The 25,297-nt window shown below is 74.2% G+C and carries 17 protein-coding genes; 11 read left to right on the top strand and 6 right to left on the bottom strand.

Translation table 11 applies throughout. The features are described 5' to 3' along the window. Positions 1-55: 55 nt before the first annotated feature. From gatB to EBN88_RS09655, 5 genes are all read left to right on the top strand, one after another. Complete coding sequence (gatB, locus tag EBN88_RS09675; RefSeq protein WP_122183395.1) at positions 56-1,564, top strand: Asp-tRNA(Asn)/Glu-tRNA(Gln) amidotransferase subunit GatB; 1,509 nt, start codon at positions 56-58, stop codon at positions 1,562-1,564. Between the two features lie 247 nt (positions 1,565-1,811). Further along, positions 1,812-1,997, top strand: coding sequence for a hypothetical protein (locus tag EBN88_RS09670; RefSeq protein ID WP_147472693.1), 186 nt, complete (start codon positions 1,812-1,814; stop codon positions 1,995-1,997). A 134-nt stretch (positions 1,998-2,131) separates the two neighbouring features. After that, on the top strand, positions 2,132-5,119 hold the full coding sequence (locus tag EBN88_RS09665) for a helix-turn-helix transcriptional regulator (protein ID WP_233580566.1): 2,988 nt from the start codon (positions 2,132-2,134) through the stop codon (positions 5,117-5,119). A 261-nt stretch (positions 5,120-5,380) separates the two neighbouring features. Then, the gene (locus EBN88_RS09660; protein WP_122183393.1) at positions 5,381-5,617 is read left to right on the top strand and encodes a hypothetical protein; all 237 of its coding nucleotides are present in this window, start codon (positions 5,381-5,383) and stop codon (positions 5,615-5,617) included. Positions 5,618-5,659: 42 nt separating this feature from the next. Then, complete coding sequence (locus EBN88_RS09655; protein ID WP_122183392.1) at positions 5,660-8,665, top strand: helix-turn-helix transcriptional regulator; 3,006 nt, start codon at positions 5,660-5,662, stop codon at positions 8,663-8,665. Positions 8,666-8,749: 84 nt separating this feature from the next. On the opposite strand, the gene EBN88_RS09650 is transcribed toward EBN88_RS09655, so the two are convergent. Further along, on the bottom strand, positions 8,750-9,952 hold the full coding sequence (locus tag EBN88_RS09650; RefSeq protein WP_122183407.1) for a PQQ-dependent sugar dehydrogenase: 1,203 nt from the start codon (positions 9,950-9,952) through the stop codon (positions 8,750-8,752). Positions 9,953-10,056: 104 nt separating this feature from the next. Then, positions 10,057-11,061: an aldo/keto reductase gene (locus EBN88_RS09645; RefSeq protein ID WP_122183391.1), complete on the bottom strand. Its 1,005-nt coding sequence runs from the start codon at positions 11,059-11,061 to the stop codon at positions 10,057-10,059. 234 nt (positions 11,062-11,295) lie between these two features. Here EBN88_RS09645 and EBN88_RS09640 point away from each other — a divergent pair, with 234 nt between their 5' ends. The 6 genes from EBN88_RS09640 to serA all read left to right on the top strand — a co-directional run bounded on the left by EBN88_RS09640 (position 11,296) and on the right by serA (position 20,997). Beyond that, the gene (locus tag EBN88_RS09640) at positions 11,296-12,246 is read left to right on the top strand and encodes a 2-hydroxyacid dehydrogenase (RefSeq protein ID WP_122183390.1); all 951 of its coding nucleotides are present in this window, start codon (positions 11,296-11,298) and stop codon (positions 12,244-12,246) included. Positions 12,247-12,354: 108 nt separating this feature from the next. Beyond that, positions 12,355-15,294 carry a putative bifunctional diguanylate cyclase/phosphodiesterase gene (locus tag EBN88_RS09635; protein ID WP_122183406.1) on the top strand — a complete coding sequence of 980 codons (2,940 nt, stop codon included), beginning with the start codon at positions 12,355-12,357 and terminating at the stop codon, positions 15,292-15,294. Positions 15,295-15,563: 269 nt separating this feature from the next. Beyond that, a complete protein-coding gene (locus EBN88_RS09630; RefSeq protein ID WP_122183389.1) occupies positions 15,564-17,453 on the top strand; it encodes an acetolactate synthase large subunit in 1,890 nt (629 codons plus the stop codon). A gap of 72 nt (positions 17,454-17,525) precedes the next feature. Continuing rightward, positions 17,526-18,050, top strand: coding sequence for an acetolactate synthase small subunit (gene ilvN / locus EBN88_RS09625; RefSeq protein WP_122183388.1), 525 nt, complete (start codon positions 17,526-17,528; stop codon positions 18,048-18,050). A 144-nt stretch (positions 18,051-18,194) separates the two neighbouring features. Continuing rightward, complete coding sequence (gene ilvC / locus EBN88_RS09620; RefSeq protein WP_122183387.1) at positions 18,195-19,193, top strand: ketol-acid reductoisomerase; 999 nt, start codon at positions 18,195-18,197, stop codon at positions 19,191-19,193. A 214-nt stretch (positions 19,194-19,407) separates the two neighbouring features. Further along, entirely contained in the window at positions 19,408-20,997 is a 1,590-nt protein-coding gene (serA, locus tag EBN88_RS09615; protein WP_122183386.1) for a phosphoglycerate dehydrogenase, read from the top strand. Between the two features lie 104 nt (positions 20,998-21,101). Here serA and EBN88_RS09610 read toward each other — a convergent pair whose 3' ends face one another. The 4 genes from EBN88_RS09610 to EBN88_RS09595 form a co-directional block, all read right to left on the bottom strand. After that, on the bottom strand, positions 21,102-22,142 hold the full coding sequence (locus tag EBN88_RS09610; RefSeq protein WP_122183385.1) for an NAD(P)-dependent alcohol dehydrogenase: 1,041 nt from the start codon (positions 22,140-22,142) through the stop codon (positions 21,102-21,104). A gap of 45 nt (positions 22,143-22,187) precedes the next feature. Next, complete coding sequence (locus EBN88_RS09605) at positions 22,188-22,955, bottom strand: SDR family NAD(P)-dependent oxidoreductase (RefSeq protein ID WP_122183384.1); 768 nt, start codon at positions 22,953-22,955, stop codon at positions 22,188-22,190. A 211-nt stretch (positions 22,956-23,166) separates the two neighbouring features. After that, complete coding sequence (locus tag EBN88_RS09600; RefSeq protein WP_122183383.1) at positions 23,167-24,183, bottom strand: glycoside hydrolase family 6 protein; 1,017 nt, start codon at positions 24,181-24,183, stop codon at positions 23,167-23,169. Positions 24,184-24,878: 695 nt separating this feature from the next. Next, on the bottom strand, positions 24,879-25,297 hold a 419-nt coding region (locus tag EBN88_RS09595), incomplete at its 5' end, for a PucR family transcriptional regulator (protein WP_147472692.1).

Raw genomic sequence — 25,297 nt, 5'->3', positions numbered from 1 at the left:
ACCTAGCGAGCGACACAGGGACTGGGCGCTCCCGACCATCCGAGAGGTACACCCCGTGACCGTCACCGAACTGGTGTCGTACGAGGACGCGTTGGCGTCCTACGACCCCGTCATGGGCCTGGAGGTCCATGTCGAGCTTGGCACCAAGACCAAGATGTTCTGCGGCTGCGCCACCACCCTCGGCGCCGACCCCAACGCGCAGACCTGCCCCACCTGCCTCGGCCTGCCCGGCGCGCTGCCGGTGGTCAACGCGGTGGGCGTGGAGTCCGCCATCCGGATCGGCCTGGCGCTCAACTGCGAGATCGCCGAGTGGTGCCGCTTCGCCCGGAAGAACTACTTCTATCCGGACATGCCGAAGAACTTCCAGACCTCCCAGTACGACGAGCCCATCGCGTTCAACGGCTACCTGGACGTGCAGCTCGCCGACGGGGAGATCTTCCGGGTCGGCATCGAGCGCGCGCACATGGAGGAGGACACCGGCAAGTCCACCCATGTCGGCGGCGCGACCGGCCGCATCCACGGCGCCTCGCACTCGCTGCTCGACTACAACCGGGCCGGCATCCCGCTGATCGAGATCGTCACCCGGCCGATCGAGGGCGCCGGCGCGCGCGCCCCCGAGGTGGCGCGCGCCTATGTCGCCGAGCTGCGCGAGCTGATCAGGGCGCTGGGCGTCTCCGAGGCCCGGATGGAGATGGGCCAGCTGCGCTGCGACGTCAACCTCTCGCTCCGCCCCCACGGCCGCGAGGCGTTCGGCACCCGCAGCGAGACCAAGAACGTCAACTCGCTGCGCAGTGTGGAGCGCGCCGTCCGCTTCGAGGTGCAGCGGCACGCCGCCGTGCTGGACGCTGGCGGCACGATCGTGCAGGAGACCCGCCACTTCCACGAGGAGAACGGCACCACCACCTCGGGCCGGGTCAAGGAGGAGGCGGAGGACTACCGCTACTTCCCCGAGCCGGACCTGGTGCCGGTCGCCCCGTCCCGGGAGTGGGTCGAGGAGCTGCGCGCCGGGCTGCCCGAGCTGCCGCTGGCGCGGCGGAACCGGCTGCGCGAGGAGTGGGGCATCTCGGCGCACGAAATGCAGTCGGTGCTCAACGCGGGCGCGGTCGAGCTGATCGTGGCGACCGTCGAGGCGGGCGCCGAGCCTGCCGCCGCCCGCAAGTGGTGGATGGGCGAGCTGGCGCGCCGCGCCAACGAACAGGGCGTGGAGCTGGCCGCGTTGCCCATCACGCCGGCGCGGGTGGCGCGGGTCACGGCGCTGGTCGCCGAGGGCGCGCTCAACGACAAGCTGGCCCGCCAGGCCATCGAGGGCGTGCTCGCCGGCGAGGGCGACCCGGACGCCGTGGTCGAGAAGCGTGGCCTGCGGATCGTCTCCGACGAGGGCGCGCTGGGGAAGGCGGTGGACGAGGCCATCGAGGCCAACGCCGCCGTCGCCGACAAGGTCAGGGCCGGCAAGGTGGCGGCCGCCGGCGCCCTGGTGGGCGCGGTGATGAAGGCCACCAGGGGCCAGGCCGACGCGGCCAGGGCGCGGCAGCTGATCCTGGAGCGGCTGGGCGTCGCCGAGTAGGAGTTCCTCGGGCGGGCCCGCGCGGCCGACTAAGGACCCCGGGGCTCGAACTAAGGCCCCCGACGTCACGCGACGTCGGGGGCCTTGGCGTGGGTAAGGCGAAACGGGCGCGCGAGAGGGGGCGGTCGCCCGATGTGGCCGGGGTACCTGAGCGCGGATCGTGGAGGTCAACGGGGTTCCCGGCGGCGGCCGGCGAACCGTCGGTCCACACCGGACCACCTCACACCACGACCCTGAGGAGCCCGCCATGATGGAGTACGAACTGCACCGGCAGCGCGCGGCCGAGCTGGAGCGGGCGGCGCGGCAGCACCGTCGGGCGGCGCGCTCGCGCCGCCGGGAGGCGCGCGGGGGCCGTCGTGCCTGGCGGCTGTGGCGCCTGCGCGCCCGGCGCACGCCCCAGGGGTCGGCGTCCGGCTGGACCACCGCCGCGTGACCCACGCGCCGGGCGACGGGGTGGGATCGACCGACGCCGGGGCGGAACCGGGCGGGAAGGCATCGGCCCGAGGCAGAACGGATACCCCGCTGTCAGTATCTCGTGTCATCCTCGACCTCGTGGAAACACGCAGCGTGAGCCCCGTGTTCGTGGGGCGGCAGAGTGAGTCGGAGACCCTGGCGTCGTTGTTGCGGGCCGCCGACGCCGGGACGCCGCAGGCGGCGGTCATCGGCGGCGAGGCCGGCGTCGGCAAGACCCGGCTGCTGGAGGAGTTCCTCGCCGGGGCGGCGGGCGCCGGCGCGCTGACCGCCGTGGGCGCCGGCGTCGAACTGGGCGCCGACGGGCTGCCGTTCGCCCCGGTGGCCGCGCTGCTGCGGTCGCTGCACCGGCAGGTCGGCGACGAGCTGGTCGCGGCGGCGGGCGAGCGGCGCGGGGAGTTGGCCCGGCTGCTGCCCGAGCTGGGCGAGCCGAGCGGCGTGCCCCCGGTGGACGGGGACGCGCTGGACCGGGCCCGCCTCTTCGAGCTGCTCACCCGGCTGCTGGAGCGCCTGGCCCAACAGCGCACGCTGGTCCTGGTCTTCGAGGACCTGCACTGGGCGGACCGCTCCACCAGGGAGCTGCTGGCCTACTACGTGCGCTCGGTGCGGGCGGCCCGGCTGCTGGTCCTGGCCAGCTACCGCACCGACGACCTGCACCGACGCCATCCGCTGCGTCCGTTCCTGGCCGAGCTTGACCGGTTGCGGACGGTGCACCGGATCGAGTTGGGCCGGCTGAGCGGGCGCGAGGTGGCCGCCCAGATGGCCGGCATCCTGGGCGCGCCCGCGGACGCCGGCCAGGCCAGGTCGGTCTTCCAACGCACGGAGGGGAACCCGTTCTTCGTCGAGGAGTTGACGGTCGGCGGGCAGCCGTGCGGGGACCTGCCGGACACCCTGCGGGACCTGCTGCTGGTCCGGGTCGAGGCGCTGGACGAGCCGGTGCAGGACGTGCTGCGGGTGGTCGCCGAGGGCGGCTCGTGCGTGGAGCACGAGCTGATCGCGCGGGTCGCCGGGCTGCCGGAGCAGGAGCTGCTGGCCGCCGTGCGGGTCGCGGTAGGGGCCCGGCTGCTGGTGGCCACGGAGGACGGGGACGGGTACCGCTTCCGGCACGCGCTCACCCGGGAGGCCGTCGCCGACGACCTGCTGCCGGGCGAGCGCGCCCGGCTCAACCGGCGCTACGCGCGGGCCCTGGAGGCCGAGCCGGAGCTGGTCCCGGCGGACGAACTCCCCACCAGGCTGGCGAGTCACTGGTACCACGCGGGCGACCGGGCCAGGGCGCTGCCCGCCGTGCTGGCGGCGGCGGTGGCCGCCGGCCGCCGCTTCGCCAACGCCGAGCAGCTGCGGCTGCTGGAGCGGGCCATCGAGCTGTGGGACGCGGTGGGCGATGAGGCGCGGGCCGGGCTGCGGCCGGCCCAGCCGATCTGGGGCTATCCGGCGTCGGATGCGGGCGGGCCGGTGGGCTGGACGGACCTGATGGCCGAGGCGGCCGTCGCCGCCACGCTCGCGGGCGAGGAGGAGCGCGCCATGGCCCTCTGCCGCCGGGCGCTGCGCGAGGTGGACCCGGTCGAACGGCCGCTGCACGCCGCCTGGTTCTGGGCGCAGCGCGCCGGGATGGTGGGGCGGCTGATGCGCGGGGACGGCTGGGCGGAGCTGCGGCGGGCGCAGGAGCTACTGCGGGGGCTGCCGCCGTCCGAGGTGCACGCGCGGGTGCTGGCCCTGGAGGCCGCGATGCGCTCCAAGCAGGGGCCGGCCCCCGAGGTGCTGGAGGTCGCCGAGCGCGCGGTCGAGCTGGCCCGGCTGGTCGGGGCCACCGGCACGGAGCTGTACGCCCGTTACACCCTGGCCACCCTCCAGGCCGACGCCGGCGACAGCGAGGGTGGCGTGGAGCGGATGACGGCCGTCCTGGAGACGGTGCTGCGGCGCGGCGAGGTGACCCTCCTGGGCCGCTGTCTGGTCAACCTGGGAGCGGTTCTGCTCGACTCCGGCCAGTTCGAGCGCGGCCTTGAGCAGATAGCCGAGAGCATCGAGCTGGCCGAGCGGTACGGCCTGGCGGAGACCCCCAGCTGGCTGCGGGCCAACGAGGCCTTCGCGCTCACCCTGCTGGGACGCTGGCCGGAGGCCGAGGCCGCCCTCGAACTGGCCACCCGGCACGCCAGCCACGACCACAGCCGCATGGTCAGCCGCGTGCTCACCGGCCAACTCGCCGTGCTGCGCGGGGATCTGGCGCGGGCCGAGGCCGAGGCGGCAGCCGCGCTGGCCAGGGCCGAGGGCATGAAGACGCCCGACCTCTTCCACTGGGAGCTGTCCCGGTTCCGGGTGGACCTCGCGGTGGCGCGCGGGCGCCCGCTCCAGGCGCGCGAGATCCTGCGCTCCTCGCTGCCGCTGGTGTCGTACTTCGGCTCCTCGCTGCTCGCCTGGGGGCTCGCCTTCGCCGCCGCCACGGCCGAGGCCGAGGGCCGGGGTCTGCCCGGCTTCGCCGAGGGCCGGGAGGCGGCCGTCGGCGAGATCCGGGCCCTGGCCCGCCGGCTCCCGCGCGACCTGCCGATACGCGAGGCGTTCAGCGCCCTGGTCAACGCGCAGCTGGCGCGGGCCGAGGGGCGCGACACCCCGGAGCGGTGGGCGGAGGCGGTGGCCGCGCTGACGCCGTTCGGGCTGCCCCACCACCTGGCCGAGGCGCGCTACGGCTGGGGCGAGGCGCTGCTCGCCGGCGGCGACCAGGACGGCCGCCGGCAGGCCGCCGAACAGCTCGGCGCCGCACGGGAGTTGGTCGAGCGGCTCGGCGCGGCGCCACTGGCGGAGCGGGTGGCGCGGCTGGCCCAACGGGCCCGGCTCGACCTCACGGCGGAGCCCGGGGCCCGTCCCGGGCCCGAGCCCGAGGCGCGGCCCTTCGGGCTGACCCGGCGGGAGCGCGACGTGCTGGAGCTGGTGGCGGCCGGCCGGAGCAACCGTCAGATAGCCGAGGAGCTGTACATGTCGCCCAAGACGGCGAGTGTCCATGTCTCCCGCATTCTCGCCAAGTTGGAGGTGACCACCCGGGGCGAGGCCGCCGCCGTCGCCCACCGGCTCCGCCTGGTGACGCTGTCGTAGGCGTCCCGGGCGAGCGTTGGCCCCCGGGAGCATTCGGGGTCTCGCGCCCCCGCCCCCGTCGGACACGCCTTAGCCGCCGGGCCTCGCGGCGCCCCGCCCCGGCGGATAAGGCGGCCGGGCCGCGCCGCCTAAGGACCCCCGGGCGGCGAAGGTGCGGAGATGGCCCGATGCGCCCCACCCACCTGGGAGACGACCGTTGAGTCAACGCCGGAGCAGCGGGCTCCGACGAACGGCCGACGGCCGGGAGCCAGGGGAGTCACCGTGTTGCAAGAGATCTACATCGCCCAGCAGCGCCGCGAGGATCTGCTCGCCGAGGCCGAGCGGGAACGCCTCGCCCGGCGGGCCGCAGAGGCCGGCGGGAACGCACGCGCCAGGAGCCGGGGCGGCCTGCTCCGCCGCGTCCTCGCCCAGGCAGGACACGGTGCGGCCGAGCCACAGCCGAGTTCGAACGCCGGGGCCCGGCGGGCCCCGGCGCGGCACCGTCGGGCCCGCGTCTGAACTCCAGTGTCATTGTCAGACGCCTGTGCGATCCTTCGGGACATGCACACCAGAACCATCAGCCCGGTCTTCGTCGGACGGGCCGCACATCGCTCGGCCCTCAGGGAGGCGCTCCGACAGGCGGACGCCAGCGTGCCCCAGACGGTGCTGGTCGGCGGCGAGGCCGGGGTGGGCAAGACGCGGTTGGTGGAGGAGTTCCTCGCCGAGGCGGCGGGCGCCGGCGCCCTGACCGCCGTCGGCGCCTGCGTCGAGGTGGGCGCTGACGGGCTGCCGTTCGCGCCGGTCTCGGCCGTGCTGCGGGTGCTCCACCGCGAGCTGGGCGAGGAGCTGGCCGAGGCCGCCGCCGGCTTCGGCGGGGAGCTGTCCCGGCTGCTCCCCGAGCTGGGCCCGCCCAGCGCCCCCGAGCGCGCCGCCCGGGACCAGGAGGTGCGCGGCCGGCTCTTCGAGCTGACCGCCCGGCTGCTGGAGCGGCTCGCCGAGCGGCGCACGCTGGTCCTGGTGATCGAGGACCTGCACTGGTCGGACCGCTCCACCCGGGAGCTGCTCGGCTATGTCTTCCGCGTGGTGCAGTCCTGCCGGCTGCTGGTCGTGACGACATACCGCTCCGACGACATCCACCGCCGCCACCCGCTGCGCCCGTTCCTCGCCGAGCTGGACCGGCTGCGCACGGTGCGGCGGATCGAGCTGCCCCGCCTGACCAGGGACGAGGTTCGAGCGCAGCTCACCGGCATCCTCGGGCAGCCGCCGCACCAGGACCAGCTGGAGCAGGTCTACGCCCGCTCCGACGGGAACGCGTTCTTCGTCGAGGAGTTGGCCAGCGTCACGGAGAACGGCCGCGCCGGCGCGCTGAGCGACTCGGTGCGGGACCTGCTGCTGCTGCGCGTCGAGGCGCTTCCCGAGACGGCGCAGCGGGTGGTCAGGGTCGCCGCCGAGGGTGGGTCCCGGGTGGAGTTCGGGCTGCTGCGCGCGGTGGCCGGTCTCACCGAGGAGGAGCTGATCGAGGCCCTGCGCGCCGCCGTCGAGGCGAGCGTGCTGCGCGCCGGGGACGACGACACCTACCGCTTCCGGCACGCGCTCACCCGGGAGGCCGTGGACGACGACCTGCTGCCCGGCGAGCGCTCCCGGCTCAGCCGCCGCTACGCGGAGGCCCTGGAGGCCGACCCCGCGCTGGTCCCCAGCGACCAGCACGTCACCCGGCTGGCGAGCTACTGGTACCACGCCCACGAGCCGTCGAAGGCGCTGCCCGCCGTGCTGGCCGCCGCCGCCCAGGCCCGGTGCCGCCACGCCTACGCCGAGCAGCTCCAACTGCTGGAGCGCGCCGCGGAGTTGTGGGACAGCGTCTCGGGGGATGAGCGCCGCCTGCTGCCGGTTGGCTCCGACGTCGACTCCTATCCCGTCTGCGACTGTCCCGACGAGACGCTCGGTTTCCTCGACCTGCTGGCCGAGATGACCCTGGCCGCGCGCCTGGCCGGGGAGCAGGAGCGCGGGAAGTCGGTGGCCAAGCGCGCGCTGCGCCTGCTGGACGACATGGGCCACCCGCTGCGCGCCGCCTGGTTCTGGGCGCAGCTCTCCCGGCTGGTGCGGCAGTTGGGCCAGGGCGACGGATGGCGCGAGCTGGGCCGGGCGCAGGAGTTGCTCGACGGCTTCGAGCCGTCGCCGGTACACGCCCTGGTGCTGACCGAGGCCGCCGGCTGGTGCTCGGTCTTCGCCTCGGGACCGGGCTCGCTGGCCACGGCCGAGCGCGCCGTGGAGCTGGCGCGCACCGTGGGCGAGGCGGACGTGCTGCTCAACGCGCTGATCAGCCTGGGTTCGCTGCTGATCGACGTCGGCGAGGGCGAGCGCGGCCTGGCCGAGATGCGGTATGTCGCCGAGCGTGTGGTGCCGGAGGAACGGGTGGGCGTCTTCACCCGCAGCCATGTCAACCTCCAGTCCCTGCTGGAGGGGATGGGGCGTTCCGAGGAGTCGCTGCGGGTCGCGGACGAGGCCCAGACGTTGGCCCACCGCTACGGCCTTGCCGACACCCGCTCCTGGATCGCGGGGAACCGGGCGGACGCCCTCTTCTCCCTCGGCCGCTGGGCCGAGTCGGACGAGGCCTGTGCCGAGGCGCTGCGCTCGGCACAGAGCCCCGTCGCCAAGGGGCTGGTCGCCCAGCGGCGCGCCCGGATGGCCGTGGCCCGGGGGGAGTGGGAGGAGGCGGAGCGCCAGTGTGCCCTCCACCAGAGCCTCCAGCACTACGACGGGGCGGCCGCCCAGACCGCCCACCCGGCCGCCGAGCACCTGCTGGCCATCGCCTCGGCGCAGGGACGCATCCTCGACGCCAGGGAGATCTTCGCTGAGGTCGTGCGGGTCAACCAGCCGCCGGGCACCGGCAGTTACACCTGGCCGCTGCTCCACGAGGCGGCCCGCGCCGAGTCGCGGGCGGTGGGGGTGCCGGCGGCGGAGCCGGGACAGCCGGCGGCGATCGCGATGATCCGCGCGTACGCGGAGACCCTGCCCCGGCACTACCCGGTGTGGATCGGCTACGCGCTGCTGGTCGAGGCCGAGCTGCGGCGGGCGGAGGGCCGGGCCACCGCCGAGGACTGGGCCGGAGTGGTGGCCGCCTTCGACGGGCTGTGCCGCCCGTACGAGGAGGCCAGGGTGCGGCTGCGCTGGGCTGAGGCGCTGCTCGCCGAGGGCGAGCGGCAGCGCGCCGCCGCCGAACTCACCGAGGCGCACCGGCTCTCCGAGGAGCTGGGCGCGGCGCCGGTCACGGAGGAGGCCGAACGGCTCGCCGCGCGGGGCCGCCTCACGCTGGGCGGGGAGCAGCCGGAGGCCGCGACGGGGCCCGAGGCGTTGGGGCTGACGCCCCGGGAGCTGGACGTGCTGGCGCTGCTGGCGGCGGGCCGGAGCAATCGTCAGATAGCCGAGGAGCTGTTCATCTCGCCGAAGACGGCGAGCGTGCATGTCTCCAACATCCTGGCCAAGTTGGAGGTCGCCAACCGGGGCGAGGCCGCCGCGCTGGCCCACCGACTGCGCCTGGTCGGCGTCGGCCAACGTGTTGCGGGCTGACCGGGGGCGTGGACGGCCCTGGGGGCCGTCGCGCCCGGGGGCGGGGGCCGGGGCCGGTGCCGCCGGCAGGCGGGCTGGCGTGGGTCAGGAGACGCGGAGGCGGAGCAGGCGGTCGTCGGTGTCGGCGGGGGAGCCCCGGCCGTCGGTCTCGTTCGTCAGCAGCAGCAACTCGCCCTCGCCGACCGCCACCACGTTCCGCAGCCGCCCGTGGTCCCCCTCCAGGAACGGCTCCGGCTCGGCCACCGGCTCCGTTCCGTCCAGCGGCACCCGCCACAGCCGTTCCCCGCGCAGCGTCGCCAGCCACAGGGCGCCCCCGCTGTACGCCAGCCCGCTGGGGGACGCCTCGGCCGGCGGCCAGACCGCCACCGGGTCGACGAAGCCGTCCTCGGCGCCGCCCTCGCCCTCGTGTTCGGGCCAGCCGTAGTTGCCGCCGGGCTCGATCAGGTTCAGCTCGTCCCAGGTGTCGTCCCCGAACTCGGCCGCCCACAGCCGGTCCTCGGCGTCCCAGGCCAGGCCCTGCACGTTGCGGTGGCCCAGCGAGTAAACCAGCGAGTCCGGGTCGGGGTTGTCGGCCGGCGGGGCGCCGGTCGTGGGGTCGATCCGGAGGATCTTCCCGGCCAACGAGTCCGGGTCCTGGGCCAGTTGGGCGTCGGCGGTGTCCCCTGTGGTGGCGTAGAGCATCCCGTCGGGGCCGAACGCGAGCCCGCCGCCGTTGTGGATGACCTCTCCCTTGGGGATGTCGGCGAGCAGCGGGTCGCCGGCGGTGAGGCGTTCGCCCTCGGGGGCCGAGGGGTCCAGCTCCAGGGGGATGATCCGGTTGTCCGAGGCCGTGGTGGCGTACGCGTAGAGCCGGCCGCTGGTGTCGAAGTCCGGCGCGAGGGCCAGCCCGAGCAGGCCGCCCTCGCCGTTGGCGCTCACCCCCGGCACCTCGCCGACCTCGCTCACCGTGCCCGGCTCGCCGTCCGAGGTGTCGAGCAGCGCCAGCGCGCCGCTGTCGCGCGAGCCCAACAGCACGCTGCCGTCCGGCAGTTGGGCGAGGCCCCAGGGGGCGGAGAGGTTTTCCGCCAGCGTCGCGACCACCTCGACGTCCCCCTCGGCGGGCGCCGGCGACGCGCCCGGCGTGCGCTCCTCCGCCTCGCGCTCCGGCGCGGACTCCCCCTCGCTCGGCCCGGCCGACGAGCCCTCCGTGGAGTCGGAGGAGGGCTCCTCGCCCGAGGAACAGCCGGCCAGCAGCGGCGCGGTCAGGGCCAGGGCGAGCAACGCGCCGGCGACCGGTCGTGCGCTCATCGGGACCTCCGTCTCGGTGCGGGTGCGCGCCTTCCAGCACACCACACCGCGCGCCGGCGCGCAGCGCCCCGGTCCCCGGTCAGCCCGTCAGCCCCGCCGTCCCGTCAGCCCCAGGACTCCCGGGGAGCCGGCAGCCGCGCGATCTCCGCCAGGTCCCGCTCGGTCAGCGCCAACGCCGAGGCCGCCGCGTTCTCCCTGACCCAGCGCTCCCGCCTGGTCCCCGGCAGCGGCACCACATGCCGGCCCTGCGCCAGCAGCCAGGCGAGCGCCACCTGCGCCGGCGTCGCCCCCGGATGCCGGGCCGCCACCCGCCGCAGGCCGACCACCAGCGGCTGGTTGGCCGCCATCATCTCGGCCGTGAAGCGCGGGTGCCGGGCGCGCGGGTCGTCCGGCTCGAAGCCACCGCCGGGCACCAGGGTGCCCGTGAGATAGCCGCTGCCCAGCGGCATCGCGGCCAGCAGCCCGACCCCGCGCGCCTCGCACCACGGCAGCAACTCGGCCCGTGCGCCGGGTGACCACACCGAGAACTCCGCCTGCACCGTCGAGACCGGGAACACCTGCTGCACCCGGGAGAGCAGCTCCAGGGTCGGCCCGTGCGTCCCGCCGGCGGCGGCCCGCCCGCGCCGCTGGTCCGAGGGCTCCAGGGCGCACCACCCCAGCGCGCGCACCTTGCCCGCGCGCACCAACTCGGCCATCGCGCCCCAGGTCTCCTCGACCGGCACCTCGGGGTCGGGCCTGTGGAGCTGGTACAGGTCGATGACCTCCGTGCCGAGCCGCCGCAGCGAGGCGTCGCAGGCGCGCCGGACGTACGCCGGGCTGCCGTTGGCCACCAGATGCTGCTCGCCGACCAACAGCCCGCACTTGGTGGCGACGGTGGCCTCGTCCCGCCGCTCCTTCAACACCCGTGCCAGCAGCCGCTCGTTGGTGAACGGCCCGTACATGTCGGCCGTGTCCAGGAGCGAGCAGCCCTCGTCCAGGGCCGCGTGCAGCGCCCGCAGCGAGCCCTCGCCGTCCCGCTGGGAGGCCGAGTAGCCCCAGCTCATCGGCATACAGCCGAGACCCACGGCGCCCACCGCCAGCGCCCCGGCGCCCAGCGTCCGATACCGCACCTGGCCTGTCCTCGCCCTTCCCCGCGCCGAGGCGGCGCCGCATCTCCACCGGCCCCGCGCCGGCCGTCCCCGTTGTCCCCTTCGGTCGTCCCCAACGTATCCCCTGCCACTGACACCTCCCCACGGCCCCCGACCGTCCGCGCCCCGCGCCGAGCGTCCACGGCGGCTCCCCGACCGGCGCCGCCCCGCGCCCGGGCCCCGGGCCGCCCGTGATGTCCCGGTTAGCCTGACGCCATGAGTACTCCGGAAGTCTGGCTGCCCTTCTCCGCCGACGAACTGGCCCCGCTGCCCGACTCCCTGCGCTACCTGCGGTGGCGCGGCGAGGACACCTATCCGGGCGACCCGGCGGCCTGCGCGTTCTACACCGTGCCGTATCTCAAGGGGCCCGAGGTCGCGGTCCGCCCGCTGGCCGAGATGACCTCGGTGCGGGTCGTGCAGACGTTGACCGCCGGGGTCGAGCACATGCTGCCCCGGGTGCCCGAGCTGCCCGCCGGCGCGATCCTGTGCAACGCGGGGGAGTTGCACAACACCAGCACCGCCGAACTCGCCCTCGCCCTCGCGCTGGCCGCGCTGCGCGGCGTCGACCGCGCGGCGCGCGACCAGGAGGCGGGCCGGTGGGCCCCGGCGATACACACCTCGCTGGCCGACCGGCGGGTGCTGATCCTCGGCTACGGCGGCATCGGCGGGGCGATCGAGGAACGGCTGCTGCCCTTCGAGGTGGCCGAGGTGATCCGGGTGGCCGGCCGCGCCAGGACCGCGCCGCGCGGCCCCGTGCACGCCTCGTCCGAGCTGCCCGAGCTGCTGCCGCGTGCCGAAGTGGTCATGGTGGCAACGCCGTTGACCGACGCGACCCGGGGGCTGCTCGGCGCGCGGGAGCTGGCGCTGCTGCCGGACGGCGCGTTGGTGGTCAACGTGGCGCGCGGCCCGGTGATCGACACCGACGCGCTGCTGGCCGAGGTCTCCGCCGGCCGGCTGCGCGCGGCGCTCGACGTCACCGACCCGGAGCCGCTGCCGGCCGACCACCCGCTGTGGCGGGTGCCCGGCGTGCTGATCACCCCTCATGTGGGCGGCCCCTCGACCGCCTTCGAGCCCCGTGCGAAGGCGTTGCTGCGCGCCCAGTTGACGCGGTTCGCCGCCGGTGAGGAACTCCGTCACACCGTGGCGACCAGCGGTTCAGAGCGTTAGCCTCGCCCCAAACCATCACTATGGGTGATGTATCTATATCGCTGAGTGACCATTCTGGTGTATCGTCCGCTTCGGGGTGAGCCCGGAACGAAAAGGGGGGCGATGGCGATGCACCACCCATGGACGCGGCGGCGATCGCGTCACGTCCCGGCGGGTCCGCCGCTCGGCGGTCCGCTCCCACAGCTCGCGCTCGCGGCGGTCTGCGCCTGCTACGCGGCGGGGGCCCTGGCGGGCTGGGGTTCGCCCCAGTTCGCCAGGGTCATGGGGGACTTCGGCCTGAGCGCGGCGGCCTTCGCGGCGGCCGTCTCCTGCCTGTGGTACGCGCGGCGCCGCGCCGAGGAGTTCCGCGCCGCCTGGACGATGTTCGGCCTCTCCTCCGTGATGATCGGCCTGGGGAACGCCACCTGGGGCTGGTACGAGGTGGTGCTCCGCCGCCCGGTCCCGGACATGTCGCTCGCCGACATCGCCTTCCTGCTCTTCGCGCCGCTGGCCATCGTCGGCCTGCTGCTGCTCGCCAACCGCCCGCTCACCAAGGCCGGTTGGGCCAGGCTCGGGCTCGACGTCTGGCTGATCGGCGGCTCCCTGATGACGCTCTCCTGGAGCGTCGCCCTGGCCCACACGGCCGAGCTGCGCACCGCCTCGGTCGGCCGCGCCGCCCTCGCGCTCGCCTACCCGCTGCTGGACATCGTGCTGATCAGCATGGTCGCGGTGCTGCACTTCCGGCGCAGCGCCCGCTACCGCCCGGCGATCAACTCGGCCATCGGCGCCCTGGCGTTGACGGTCCTGTGCGACGCGCTCTTCACCAGCCCGCCGCTGCGCGAGCAGTACAGCTCCGGCCAACTGCTGGACGCCGGCTGGTTCGCCGGCTCGCTGCTGCTGGCCGCCGCGCCCTGGACGGCCGGCCGTGGCCCCGCGGCGCCCGAGCTGGCGGGCCCACGCGAGGCGCGGCCGGCCCCCGGCCACCCGCTGGCCGGCTCGTTCTCCGCGCTGGCGCCCTATCTGGCCGCCGCCGTCTGCGTGTTGAGCATCCTGGTGACGATAATCTTCGGCCGCCGGGTCGACGCCACCGTGGTCTACACCGCCTGCGCCGTGGTGCTGGCCCTGCTGGTGCGCCAGGGCATCACCCTGCTGGAGAACATCTCGCTCACCCGCGAGCTGACCCAGAAGGAGAACTACTTCCGATCCCTGGTCCAGGGCTCCAGCGACGTCATCATGATCGCCGCCCCGGACGGCAAGCTCCGCTACGTCAGCCCCGCCGCCACCGGCGTCTACGGGCAGGACCCCAGCCGCCTCATCGGCAGCGAGCTGTCCACCCTGATCCACCCCGAGGACCTCGGCCGGGTCCTGCACGAGCTGCGGCGCTTCCTCGCCGTGCCGCCCAGCTGCGAGCCGGCGACCCGGGTCGAGTGCCGGGTCCGCCACGGCGCCGGCCACTGGCTCAACGTCGAGTCCAGCGTCAACCGCCACGAGGGCGGCCTGATCTTCAACAGCCGCGACGTCACCGAACGCGTCCGGCTCCAGGCCCAGTTGCAGCACAGCGCCTCCCACGACGCGCTCACCGACCTGCCCAACCGGGCCCTGTTCACCGAGCGGGTCCGGCTCGCCCTCGGCGCGGGGCGCGGCGCCGACCCCGACGCGGCCGTGTTCTTCATCGACCTGGACGGCTTCAAGGCGGTCAACGACTCCGCCGGCCACCAGGCCGGCGACGAGCTGCTGGTGCAGGCGGCGCGGCGGCTGCGCGAGGCGGTCCGTTCCGACGACACCACCGCCAGGCTCGGCGGGGACGAGTTCGCCGCGCTCATCACCGGCGAGCCCGGCGGGGAGCCCCAGCCGCGCGAGTACCGCATCCTGGAGATCGCCGAGCGGGTCCGCGCCGCGCTCTCCCGCCCCTACACCGTGGACGGGCAGGAGCTGCGGGTCGCCGCCAGCATCGGCGTCGCCTTCGCCGAGCCGGACTCCACGCCCGCCAGCCTGATGCGCAACGCCGACCTCGCCATGTACCGCGCCAAACAGGCCGGCAAGGCCAGGGTCGAGCTGTACGCCCCCCAGCTCCAGGCCGACGCGGTGCGCCGCAGCGAGCTGGGCGACCGGCTGCGCCGCGCCCTGCACGCCGGCGAGTTCACGCTGCTCCACCAGCCCGTCGTCCAGCTCTCCGACGGCCGGGTGGTGGCCGTGCACGCCCAGGCCCGCTGGCGTTCCTCGCACGGCCCGCTGACCACGCCGCTGGAGTATCTGCGCGGCGACCGCTGGGAGTTCGGCCCCCCGGCCGGCACCTCCACGAACGCGGGCGCCGCCACCAACGCCGACGCCGCGCCCGACTCCGCCACCGACCTCACCGGCTGGCTCGTCGAACAGGCCATCGCCGCCGCCGCCCGCCGCCACCGCTCCGGGCACACCCACCCCGTCACCCTGCGGGTCCCCGGCGGCCGGCTGGCCGACGCCGCGCTCGCCGTCCGCGCCCTCCAGGCGCGCCTCGCCGAGCGGCAGCTCCCGCCCAGCGCGCTGCTGATCGAGCTGCCCGAGGCCGACCCGGTGCTCGCCTCCGACGAGCTGCGCCACCGGCTGACCGACCTCAGCCGGCTGGGCATCGGCATCGCGCTCGGCGGCTTCGGCGGCCCCGGCACGGCAGCCGCCGCCCTCCACCGCCTCCCCGTCGACCTGGTGCGCCTGGACGGCGCCCTGGTCGCGGGCGTGGTGGAGTCCCCGGTCCTGGGCAAGATCGTCGCCGGCCTGTTGCGGATGGCCGAGGACCTGGGCATCGACTCGCTCGCCGACGGCGTCGACCGGCCCGAGCAGGCCGCCGCCCTCCGCGCCCTCGGCTGCCGAAGAGCGCAGGGCCTGGCCTTCAGCGCGCCCCTGGAGGCGCCCGCGCTGCGCCGGCTGCTGGAGCAGGGCCGGCTCCCGCTGCCCGGCCAACAACAGCCCGTCGCCCCGGCCATTCCCCGAGGTCGGAGGGCCACCCCCGGCCCCCAGCCCGCCGCGCTCGCGCCACCCACGACCCTCCAGCCGCCCCGCTCACATAGTGAGACTACGGTCCCGCGCGCTTGACAGGCGATGGCCGAGGAGAGCAATGTCTGTGCCATGCACACCGGAATTCTCGTACTTTCGCGGCGCGTCGGCTGATCCCAGGCACCACACCCTGCGGCTCGCACCGACGCGCTCCCCCTCGTATGCCTGACGGCACGAGGGGTTTTTTGGTTGCACCGATGACCCCCGCCACGCGTTCCCCCCAGGTTCGCACCCGGCTTCCCCACCAGACGACCGGCCCGCGTCCCCACGCGGCGTCAGCACCCGCAATCCCCCGAGAAGAGATCGTGATGACCGAGCAGGCCACCGGGGCACCCAAGCCGCAACCACGGGCCCCCCGAGGCGCAGCACCTCAGCCCACGTCCACTGTCGCGCACGTCACGGGCGCCCAGTCGCTCATCCGCTCCCTCGAAGCGGTGGGCGCCGACACGGTGTTCGGCATCCCCGGCGGCGCGATCCTCCCCGCCTACGACCCGCTGATGGACTCCACCTCGGTGCGGCACATCCTGGTCCGGCACGAGCAGGGCGCCGGGCACGCCGCCACCGGCTACGCCCAGGCGACCGGCAAGGTCGGCGTCTGCATGGCCACCTCGGGCCCCGGCGCCACCAACCTGGTCACCCCGATCGCCGACGCCCACATGGACTCCGTCCCGCTGGTCGCCATCACCGGCCAGGTCGCCTCGGCGACGATCGGCACCGACGCGTTCCAGGAAGCCGACATCTGCGGCATCACCCTGCCGGTCACCAAGCACAACTTCCTGGTCACCGACCCGGCCGACATCCCGCGCACCATCGCCGAGGCGTTCCACATCGCCGCCACCGGCCGCCCCGGCCCGGTGCTGGTCGACATCGCCAAGGACGCCCTCCAGCGGCAGACCACGTTCAGCTGGCCGCCCACCCCCGACCTGCCCGGCTACCGCCCGGTCAGCCGCCCGCACGCCAAGCAGATCCGCGAGGCCGCCCGGCTGATCGCCGAGTCCAGGCGCCCCGTGCTCTACGTCGGCGGCGGTGTGGTCAAGGCCGGCGCGGCGGCCGAGCTGCGCGCGCTCGCCGAGCGCACCGGCGTGCCCGTCACCACCACCCTGATGGCGCTGGGCGCGTTCCCCGACAGCCACCCGCAGCACCTGGGGATGCCCGGGATGCACGGCTCGGTCGCCGCCGTCACCGCGCTCCAGAAGGCCGACCTGATCGTCGCCCTGGGCGCCCGCTTCGACGACCGGGTCACCGGCAGGATCGACTCCTTCGCGCCGCACGCCAGGATCGTGCACGCCGACATCGACCCCGCCGAGATCGGCAAGAACCGGCTGGCCGACGTTCCCATCGTGGGCGACGTCAAGGAGGTCATGACCGACCTGCTGGCCGCCATCGAGCCCGACGAGACGGCCGGCCCCGACGCCAGGGAGCGCTACGCCGGCTGGTGGCGGCAGCTCGACAGCTGGCGCGAGACCTACCCGCTGGGCTACGACCTGCCCGAGGACGGCAGCCTCTCCCCGCAGCAGGTCATCGAGCGCATCGGCCAACTGGCCCCGGAGGGAACGATCTTCACCTCCGGCGTCGGCCAGCACCAGATGTGGGCCGCGCACTACCTCACCTTCGAGAAGCCGGGCACCTGGCTGAACTCCGGCGGCCTGGGCACCATGGGCTACGCCGTTCCCGCCGCGCTCGGCGCCAAGGCCGGCCGCCCCGACGCCCCGGTCTGGGCGATCGACGGCGACGGCTGTTTCCAGATGACCAACCAGGAGCTGGTCACCGCCGCGCTCAACCACATCCCCATCAAGGTCGCCATCATCAACAACGGCGCCCTGGGCATGGTCCGCCAGTGGCAGACCCTCTTCTACAACCAGCGCTACTCCAACACCGTGCTGCGCGACGACGGCGCCACCGGCGCCTACAGCGGCTCGGCCGCCGGCACCGGCACGGCCACCAACACCGGCACCCGGGTGCCGGACTTCGTGAAGCTCTCCGAGGCGATGGGCTGCGTCGGCCTGCGCTGCGAGCGCCCCGACCAGCTGGACGCCGTGCTGGAGAAGGCCAACGCCATCAACGACCGCCCCGTGGTGGTGGACTTCATCGTCCACGAGGACGCCATGGTCTGGCCGATGGTGGCCGCCGGCACCTCCAACGACGAGGTCATGGCGGCCCGAGGCGTGCGTCCCGACTTCGGCGACGCCGCCGACTGACCGCCCCGCCAGCGCCCGCCCGCCTCACCCGCCATCGCCATCGACAGGCGCCATCGACAAGGTAGAACCGCGATGTCCAAGCACACGCTCTCCGTTCTGGTCGAGAACAAGCCAGGCGTCCTCTCCCGGATCACCGCCCTGTTCTCCCGCCGGAACTTCAACATCGACTCCCTCGCCGTCGGGACCACCGAACACCCCGAGGTGTCCCGGATCACCATCGTGGTCAGCGTCGAGGACCTGCCGCTGGAGCAGGTGACCAAGCAGCTCAACAAGCTGGTCAACGTCCTCAAGATCGTGGAACTCGACCCCTCCGCCGCCGTCCACCGCGAACTGGTGCTGGTGAAGGTGCGGGCCGACAACGACACCAGGACCCAGATCGTGGAGATCGTCCGCCTCTTCCGCGCCAAGACCGTGGACGTGGCGCCGGAGGCCGTCACCATCGAGGCCACCGGCAGCAGCGACAAGCTGGAGGCGATGCTGCGCATGTTGGAGCCGTTCGGCATCAAGGAACTGGTGCAGTCCGGCGCCATCGCCATCGGTCGTGGTTCCCGGTCCATCACCGACCGGTCGCTGCGCGCCCTGGAGCGCTCCGCCTGACCATCAGGGCGCGCGCCCCCGACCACGCGGCCGAACTTCCCGGCCTCCGACGGCACAACCGCCCGTCGCCGGCCGGAAGAGGCCCATGTCATACGGTGGTCCCCCGTGGCGGGGACCACCAGCAACAACAAGGAGAAAACCGAAGTGGCCGAGCTGTTCTACGACGACGACGCCGACCTGTCCATCATCCAGGGCCGCAGGGTCGCGGTCCTCGGTTACGGCAGTCAGGGCCATGCCCACGCGCTGTCCCTGCGCGACTCGGGCGTCGATGTCCGGGTCGGCCTGCACGAGGGCTCGAAGTCCCGCACCAAGGCCGAGGAGCAGGGCCTGCGCGTGGTGACCCCGGCCGAGGCCGCCGCCGAGGCCGACGTGGTGATGATCCTGGTCCCGGACCCGATCCAGGCGAAGGTCTACGAGGAGTCCGTGCGCGACAACCTGAAGGAGGGCGACGCGCTCTTCTTCGGCCACGGCTTCAACATCCGGTTCGGCTTCGTCAAGCCCCCGGCCGGCGTCGACGTCTGCATGGTCGCGCCCAAGGGCCCGGGCCACCTGGTGCGCCGCCAGTACGAGGAGGGGCGCGGCGTGCCGTGTATCGCGGCGGTCGAGCAGGACGCCTCGGGCAGCGCGTTCGCCCTGGCGCTCTCCTACGCCAAGGCGATCGGCGGCACCCGTGCGGGTGTGATCAAGACCACCTTCACCGAGGAGACCGAGACCGACCTCTTCGGCGAGCAGGCCGTGCTCTGCGGCGGCACCTCAGCCCTGGTCAAGGCCGGCTTCGAGACCCTGGTCGAGGCCGGCTACCAGCCGGAGATCGCGTACTTCGAGTGCCTCCACGAGCTGAAGCTGATCGTGGACCTCATGTACGAGGGCGGCCTGGAGAAGATGCGCTGGTCCATCTCCGAGACCGCCGAGTGGGGCGACTACGTCTCCGGGCCGCGCCTGATCAACGCCGACACCAAGGCCGAGATGAAGCGCATCCTCGGCGAGATCCAGGACGGCAGCTTCGCCAGGACCTGGATGGCCGAGTACAACGCCGGCCTGCCGCGCTACAACGAGTACAAGAAGGCGGACGGCGACCACCTGCTGGAGACCACGGGCCGTGAGCTGCGCAAGCTCATGAGCTGGGTGGACGAGGAGGCCTGACCTCCGGGCGGATCTCCGCCCCCGTCGCGGGAGTTCACGCGACCGAGCCGTGGGCCCGGCGGGCGACCGTCGGGCCCACGCGGCGCCGATACACTGCCACACACAAGCGCGTCACAGGCTCACAGCGTCGTGCGTCTCCACGCGGCTGCCCCACTCCTCCACCCCGTCGACGGCCGTCGGGACGCGGCCTTCCGCAAAGGACCAGTGAGACCCAGTGAGCAAGCCCGTCGTACTCATCGCCGAAGAGCTTTCCCCCGCAACGGTTGACGCCTTGGGGCCGGACTTCGAGATCCGGCACTGCGACGGCGCGAACCGTGCCGAGCTGCTGAGCGCCATCGCCGAGGTGGACGCCATCCTCATCCGCTCCGCCACCAAGGTGGACGCGGAGGCCATCGCGGCCGCCAACCGGCTGCGGGTCGTGGCCAGGGCCGGCGTCGGCCTGGACAACGTGGACGTCGCCGCCGCCACCAAGGCCGGCGTCATGGTGGTCAACGCCCCCACCTCCAACATCGTCACCGCCGCCGAGCTGGCCTGCGGCCTGCTGATCGCCACCGCGCGGAACATCCCGCAGGCCAACGCCGCGCTGAAGAACGGCGAGTGGAAGCGCAGCAAGTACACCGGCGTCGAACTGTCCGAGAAGACCCTGGGCGTCGTCGGCCTGGGCCGGATCGGCCTGCTGGTGGCGCAGCGGATGGCAGCCTTCGGCATGAAGATCGTCGCCTACGACCCCTACGTCCAGGCCGCCCGCGCGGCCCAGCTGGGTGTCAAACTCCTCAGCCTGGACGAGCTGTTGGAGACCTCCGACTTCATCACCGTGCACCTGCCCAAGACCCCGGAGACCCTGGGCCTGATCGGTGACGAGGCGCTCCACAAGGTCAAGCCGTCGGTGCGGATCGTCAACGCGGCGCGCGGCGGCATCGTCGACGAGACCGCGCTGCTCAGCGCCCTCAAGGAGGGCCGGGTCGCCGGCGCCGGGCTCGACGTCTACGCCTCCGAGCCCTGTACGGACTCCCCGCTCTTCGAGTTCGACCAGGTCGTCGGCACCCCGCACCTGGGCGCCTCCACGGGCGAGGCCCAGGAGAAGGCCGGCATCTCCGTCGCCCGCTCCGTGCGCCTGGCGCTCGCCGGCGAGCTGGTCCCGGACGCGGTCAACGTGCAGGGCGGCGTGATCGCCGAGGACGTGCGCCCCGGCCTGCCGCTCGCCGAGAAGCTCGGCCGGATCTTCACCGCGCTCGCCGGCGAGGTCGCCCAGCGGCTCGACGTCGAGGTGCGCGGCGAGATCACCCAGCACGACGTCAAGGTGCTCGAACTCTCCGCGCTCAAGGGCGTGTTCGAGGACGTCGTCGCCGAGACCGTCTCCTATGTCAACGCGCCGCTCTTCGCCCAGGAGCGCGGCGTCGAGGTGCGGCTGACCACCAGCTCGGAGTCGCCCGACCACCGGAACCTGATCACCGTGCGCGGCACCCTCACCAGCGGCGAGGTGATCTCGGTCTCCGGCACCCTGGCCGGCCCCAAGCACCAGCAGAAGATCGTCGGCATCGGCGAGCACACCGTGGACCTGGCGGTCGCCGACCACATGGCGTTCCTCCGCTACACCGACCGGCCCGGCGTGGTCGGCACCCTCGGGCGCATCCTGGGCGAGGCCCGGATCAACATCGCGGGGATGCAGGTCGCCCGCGCCGAGGAGGGCGGCGAGGCCCTGATCGTCCTCACCGTGGACGGCACCATCCCGGCCCCCGTGCTCAGCGAGGTCGCCGAGGAGATCGGCGCCACCTCCGCCAGGGGCGTCGACCTCAACCCGTGAGGCCCTGACCGAACGCCCGACGCCCGACGGTGAACGGCCCGCCGCCGCCCCGGGGACCCGTTCCCCCGGGGCGGCGGCGCGTTCGCACCCGGTGCCTCGGTGGGCTACGCGCCCGGCACGATCACCGCGCGCCCGTTGATCTTCCCGGCGTGCAGCCGCTCGTAGGCCACCGGCGCCTCGTCGATGCCATAGGTCTCCACCCGCACCTCGACGGCGCCGGCCCTCGCCAGCTCCAGCACCTCGGCCAGCTCGCTCCTGCTGCCCCAGTAGGGCGCGGCCACCGCCACGTCGAACGCCGTGGTGTTGATCCCCACCGGCAGCGCGCCCCCGCCCAGGCCGACGATCGCCACATCCGCCTCCACGGCGGCGACCGAGCCCGCCAGGGCCGCCGTCGGCTGCGCGCCCACGAAGTCGAAGACGCCCTCGGCGCCCAGCCCGCCGGTCAACTCCCGCACCCGCTCGGCGGCCCGCTCGTCGGAGAGCACCGTCTCATGGGCGCCGACCGAACTGGCCAGCGCCAGCTTCTCCTCGGAGACGTCCAGGGCCACCACCCGCGCCGGCGTCAACGCCCGCAGCAGCTGGATCGCCACATGGCCGAGGCCGCCCGCGCCGATCACCACCGCCGTGCTGCCCGGCACCAGCTTGGGCAGGGCCCGGCGGATCGCGTGGTACGGGGTGAGCCCGGCGTCGGTCAACGGCACCGTGGTCACCGGGTCCAGGCCCTTCAGCGGCAGCAGGAACCGCGCGTCGTCGATCAGCAGATACTCCGCCATCGCGCCCGGCGCGCCCAACCCCGGTGGGAAGATGCCGAGTTCGGCGGCGCGCAGGCAGTAGTTCTCCTTCCCCTGGGCGCACTTGACGCAGCGGCCACAGCCCTGGGGGCCGTAGACCGCGACGGAGTCGCCCTCCTCGACGCCCCGCACCCCGTCGCCGAGCGCCACCACCGTGCCGGCGCCCTCGTGCCCGAGGGTCAGCGGCAGCGGATAGGGGAAGCTCTCCGCCGACCAGCTCATCAGGGCGATGTCCGAGTGACACACCCCGGCGGCGGCCACCTTCAGCAGCACCTGCCCGGGACCCGGTTCCGGGTCCGGCACGGTCACCACCTCGGGCGCTGCCCCGATCTCCCGGTACTGCACGGCCTTCATCTTCCTACCTCCTCGCGGTGGGCTCGACTGGCGCGCGGGCTCGGCTCAGCGGGCGGCGTAGGCCCCGTCGACCAGGTGGTAGCTGCCGTGGACGAACGAGGCCCGGTCCGAGAGCAGGAACGCGGTCAGCTCCGCGACCTCCTCCGCCCTGCCCAGCCGGCCCGCAGGGTGCAGTGACACCAACTGCTCGAAGTCGATCGTCTCCGACCGGTGCAGCAGCGGAGTGTCGATGAATCCGGGACCGACCGCGTTCACCCGCACCCCGCGCTCGGCGTACTCCAGCGCCGCCGTCTTGGTCAGCCCGACCACGCCATGCTTGGCGGCGACATAGCCGGCGGCCCCGGGGAAGCCGTTGGTGCCGAGGATCGAGGCCATGTTCACCACGGCGCCACCGCCGGCGGCGACGATCTCCGGCAGCTCGGCGCGCAGGCACAGGAAGACGCCGGTGAGGTTGGTGTCCACCACCCGCCGCCACTCCTGGAGTGGATGCTCGCCGACGGGCACGGGCTCGCCGGAGATCCCGGCGTTGTTCACGGCGAGGTGGAGGGCGCCATAGGTGCTGGTGGCGAACGTGACGGCGGCCTCGACCGAGGCGGGGTCGGTCACGTCGAGCCGGATCGCCGTGGCCCGCGCGCCGCCGGCCGTGATCTCCTCGGCGGCCCCGGCGGCGCCGTCCTCGTTGAAGTCGGCGATCACCACGGAGGCCCCGCCGGCGGCCAGCCGGTTCGCCACGGCCCGGCCGATCCCGGAGGCCCCGCCGGTCACCAGGACCGTCCGGCCGCTGAACTCGGTGCGGTAGTCAGTGACGCTCATGGGATCGTTCCTCACCTGATCGAAGCCGGTCGGTCTCCCTTCCTCCACGCTAGGGTCTTTGGCCCGATGCGACAGAAGATGCTCGTTTCTGTACCATTCGCCCGCTTCCCGGGGTGGGCGGGAGCGAACAGGCCGGTGGGGCGAACAGGCCGGTGCCCCCCGGGGGAAGTCGCGGGGGGCACCGGTCGTGCGGCGGCTCGGTCGCCTCGGGTCAGTTGCCCCCGGCCAGCTCGTAGGCCATGTCCGGGGAGAACGAACCGGCGGGACCGGCGCAGCCGTCCAGCTCACCCGGCAGCTTGATCCACAGATACGCGTCGATCCGCGCGTTGCCGGTGTTGGCCGTCGGGTTCTCGCCGATCAGGCGGCCGGGCGGGTCGCACCACTCGGAGCCGGCCGGGCCGTTGCCGTTGCGGCTGGTGTCGATCACCGCCGTCAGCTCGGGGTCGCCCAGCTCGTTGAGCACCGCCTCGACGAAGGCGTTCTCCTCGCCGGTCACCCGGTAGTTGGAGACGTTGCTGTAGATGCCGTCCCCGCTCTCCAGAACGCCGGCCTCGCGCAGCGTCCCCGCGATGGTCGCCGGGGCGTGCCAGGCGGAGTGGCCGGCGTCGAAGTAGACCCGCGCCTCCGGGTTGGCGGCGTGGATGAGGTCGGCGGCCTCGGCCAGCGAGGCGAAGCGCTCGGCGCGCTCCGCGTCGTCCAGGCAGGTGGTCAACGCGAGCGAGTCGGGCTCCAGGATCACCAGCACCGGGTCGCTGCCGAGCCCGGCGGCGAAGTCCTCGGTCCAGTCCAGATACGCCGGGAAGTCCGGCGCGCCACCGGCGGAGGCGCCGCCGCAGTCGCGGTTGGGGATCATGTACGAGACGATCACCGGCACCTCGCCGGCCGCCGAGGCGGCGGAGGTGACGGCGGCGGCGTCCTCGGTCACGGTGCTGGGCTCGTAGTTGGAGAACCACACCGCCTGCGGCTGGCTGGCTATCCGCTCGGCGATCAACGGAGTCCTGGGGTCGTCGGGGTTCTCCGCGACCCAGTTGTGCACATTGGCCGGGTAGTTGTGGAACACGGTGTCGTCGGGCAGCGCGGCGGTCGCGGCGCCCTGGGCGCCGGAACTCAACGCGAGCCCGGCGACCAGCCCGCCGACGGTCGCGGCGGCGGCCAACAGCAACGGCGCCCGCCGACGCCGGCCTCGGGCGGGGGGTGTGGGGGACTGCGCCACTTCTGGGGTGCGCATGGATCGTTCCTCTCGGGACGATGGCGTGGGGTGGGAGCGCTCCCATTGTTCGGGTAGGGGAGAACATAGCGGTTCGTGGCGGGTGCGTAAACCGTTCGCGCGAGGGGGGTTGGAACGGGAGCCCCGGGCAGCGGGCCGGGGTGCGGTCGTGGGGGAGAGGTCTCGGCTGGCCCGGGTGGCCCTGGTCCCGGGGCGACGAGGGGCCTGGTCGGAGCGTGCGGCGGGTCTTCACAGGTCCCGGTGGTGGGCCGGGTGTTGCTCGCCGGTGCTCGGTGCCGTCGGGGACAGGGCCGGGCCGGAGCCTGGCGCGGTGCGGAGGCGGTGGTGGGCCGCCGCGCCGTGGCCCGAGGGGGCGGTCGTCGGTGGGCCATCCGCGTCCCCCGGAAGGTCCCGACGCGTCTTCGGGTGGCAACCCGCCTTCGGACGAGGCGACTTCGCGATCGAAGACGATCGCCGACGGTGATTCGATCGACGACGCGGCCGCCGGCGTCCGAACGCGCTGGCGCCCCGTCAGGGAGTGCGCCCCCGTACCGGGGCGCGCGGGCCGGGGCCGCGCCGGCGTGCGCCCGTTCCGGTCGTGCCTGCGGCCGCGTGTGGCGTGCGGCGAAGCCCGCCCGCCCCAGGCCCGGGCACGGAGGCGCTTCGGCGCCGCTCGTGCCGCCCGGGCTCGGCGAGAAGGCCGCCCGGGGCGGCGCTCACCAGCCGGCCGTCTTCAGCGCGAGGTGGAGCAGCAACCGGTCCTCGCCGTCGTTGAGGTCGAGGCCGGTGAGCTGTTCGATGCGGGAGATCCGGTAGTAGAGCGTCTGGCGGTGGATGCCGAGGGCCTCGGCGGTCCTGGTCGCCTGGCCGGCGTGGTCGAGGAACGCCTCGGCGGTGTGGGCGAGTTCGTGATGTTCGGGGCGGAGCAGCGGCAGCACGGCCGGGTCGGGCGGCAGGCGGGGTGGCAGCGCCGAGAGCAGCCGGTAGGGGCCTATCTCCGTCCATGCGGCCAGCGGCCCGAACCGGTCCGAGGCGCCGGCCGCCCGGGCCGCCCCCAACGCCTCCGGCCAGGCGGCCGGCAGCTCGGCCACCGCGTGCCGGGGCGCGCTCACCCCGGCGTGCGCGCCCCGTTCCG

Source organism: Streptomyces triticirhizae (assembly GCF_003696235.1).
In the GTDB taxonomy this organism is placed as follows: Bacteria; Actinomycetota; Actinomycetes; order Streptomycetales; family Streptomycetaceae; genus Streptomyces; species Streptomyces triticirhizae.
The sequence above is the reverse complement of the archived record's forward strand: the minus strand, read 5'-3'. Positions and strand labels throughout refer to the sequence as shown.

Excerpts from the sequence above, each read along its gene's own strand:
- EBN88_RS09670 (WP_147472693.1), top strand. The coding sequence starts at position 1,812 with ATGATGGAGTACGAACTGCACCGGCAGCGCGCGGCCGAGCTGGAGCGG.
- EBN88_RS09655 (WP_122183392.1), top strand. The coding sequence starts at position 5,660 with ATGCACACCAGAACCATCAGCCCGGTCTTCGTCGGACGGGCCGCACAT.
- EBN88_RS09650 (WP_122183407.1), bottom strand. The coding sequence starts at position 9,952 with ATGAGCGCACGACCGGTCGCCGGCGCGTTGCTCGCCCTGGCCCTGACC.
- EBN88_RS09640 (WP_122183390.1), top strand. The coding sequence starts at position 11,296 with ATGAGTACTCCGGAAGTCTGGCTGCCCTTCTCCGCCGACGAACTGGCC.
- EBN88_RS09635 (WP_122183406.1), top strand. The coding sequence starts at position 12,355 with ATGCACCACCCATGGACGCGGCGGCGATCGCGTCACGTCCCGGCGGGT.
- EBN88_RS09630 (WP_122183389.1), top strand. The coding sequence starts at position 15,564 with ATGACCGAGCAGGCCACCGGGGCACCCAAGCCGCAACCACGGGCCCCC.
- ilvN (WP_122183388.1), top strand. The coding sequence starts at position 17,526 with ATGTCCAAGCACACGCTCTCCGTTCTGGTCGAGAACAAGCCAGGCGTC.
- EBN88_RS09610 (WP_122183385.1), bottom strand. The coding sequence starts at position 22,142 with ATGAAGGCCGTGCAGTACCGGGAGATCGGGGCAGCGCCCGAGGTGGTG.
- EBN88_RS09605 (WP_122183384.1), bottom strand. The coding sequence starts at position 22,955 with ATGAGCGTCACTGACTACCGCACCGAGTTCAGCGGCCGGACGGTCCTG.
- EBN88_RS09600 (WP_122183383.1), bottom strand. The coding sequence starts at position 24,183 with ATGCGCACCCCAGAAGTGGCGCAGTCCCCCACACCCCCCGCCCGAGGC.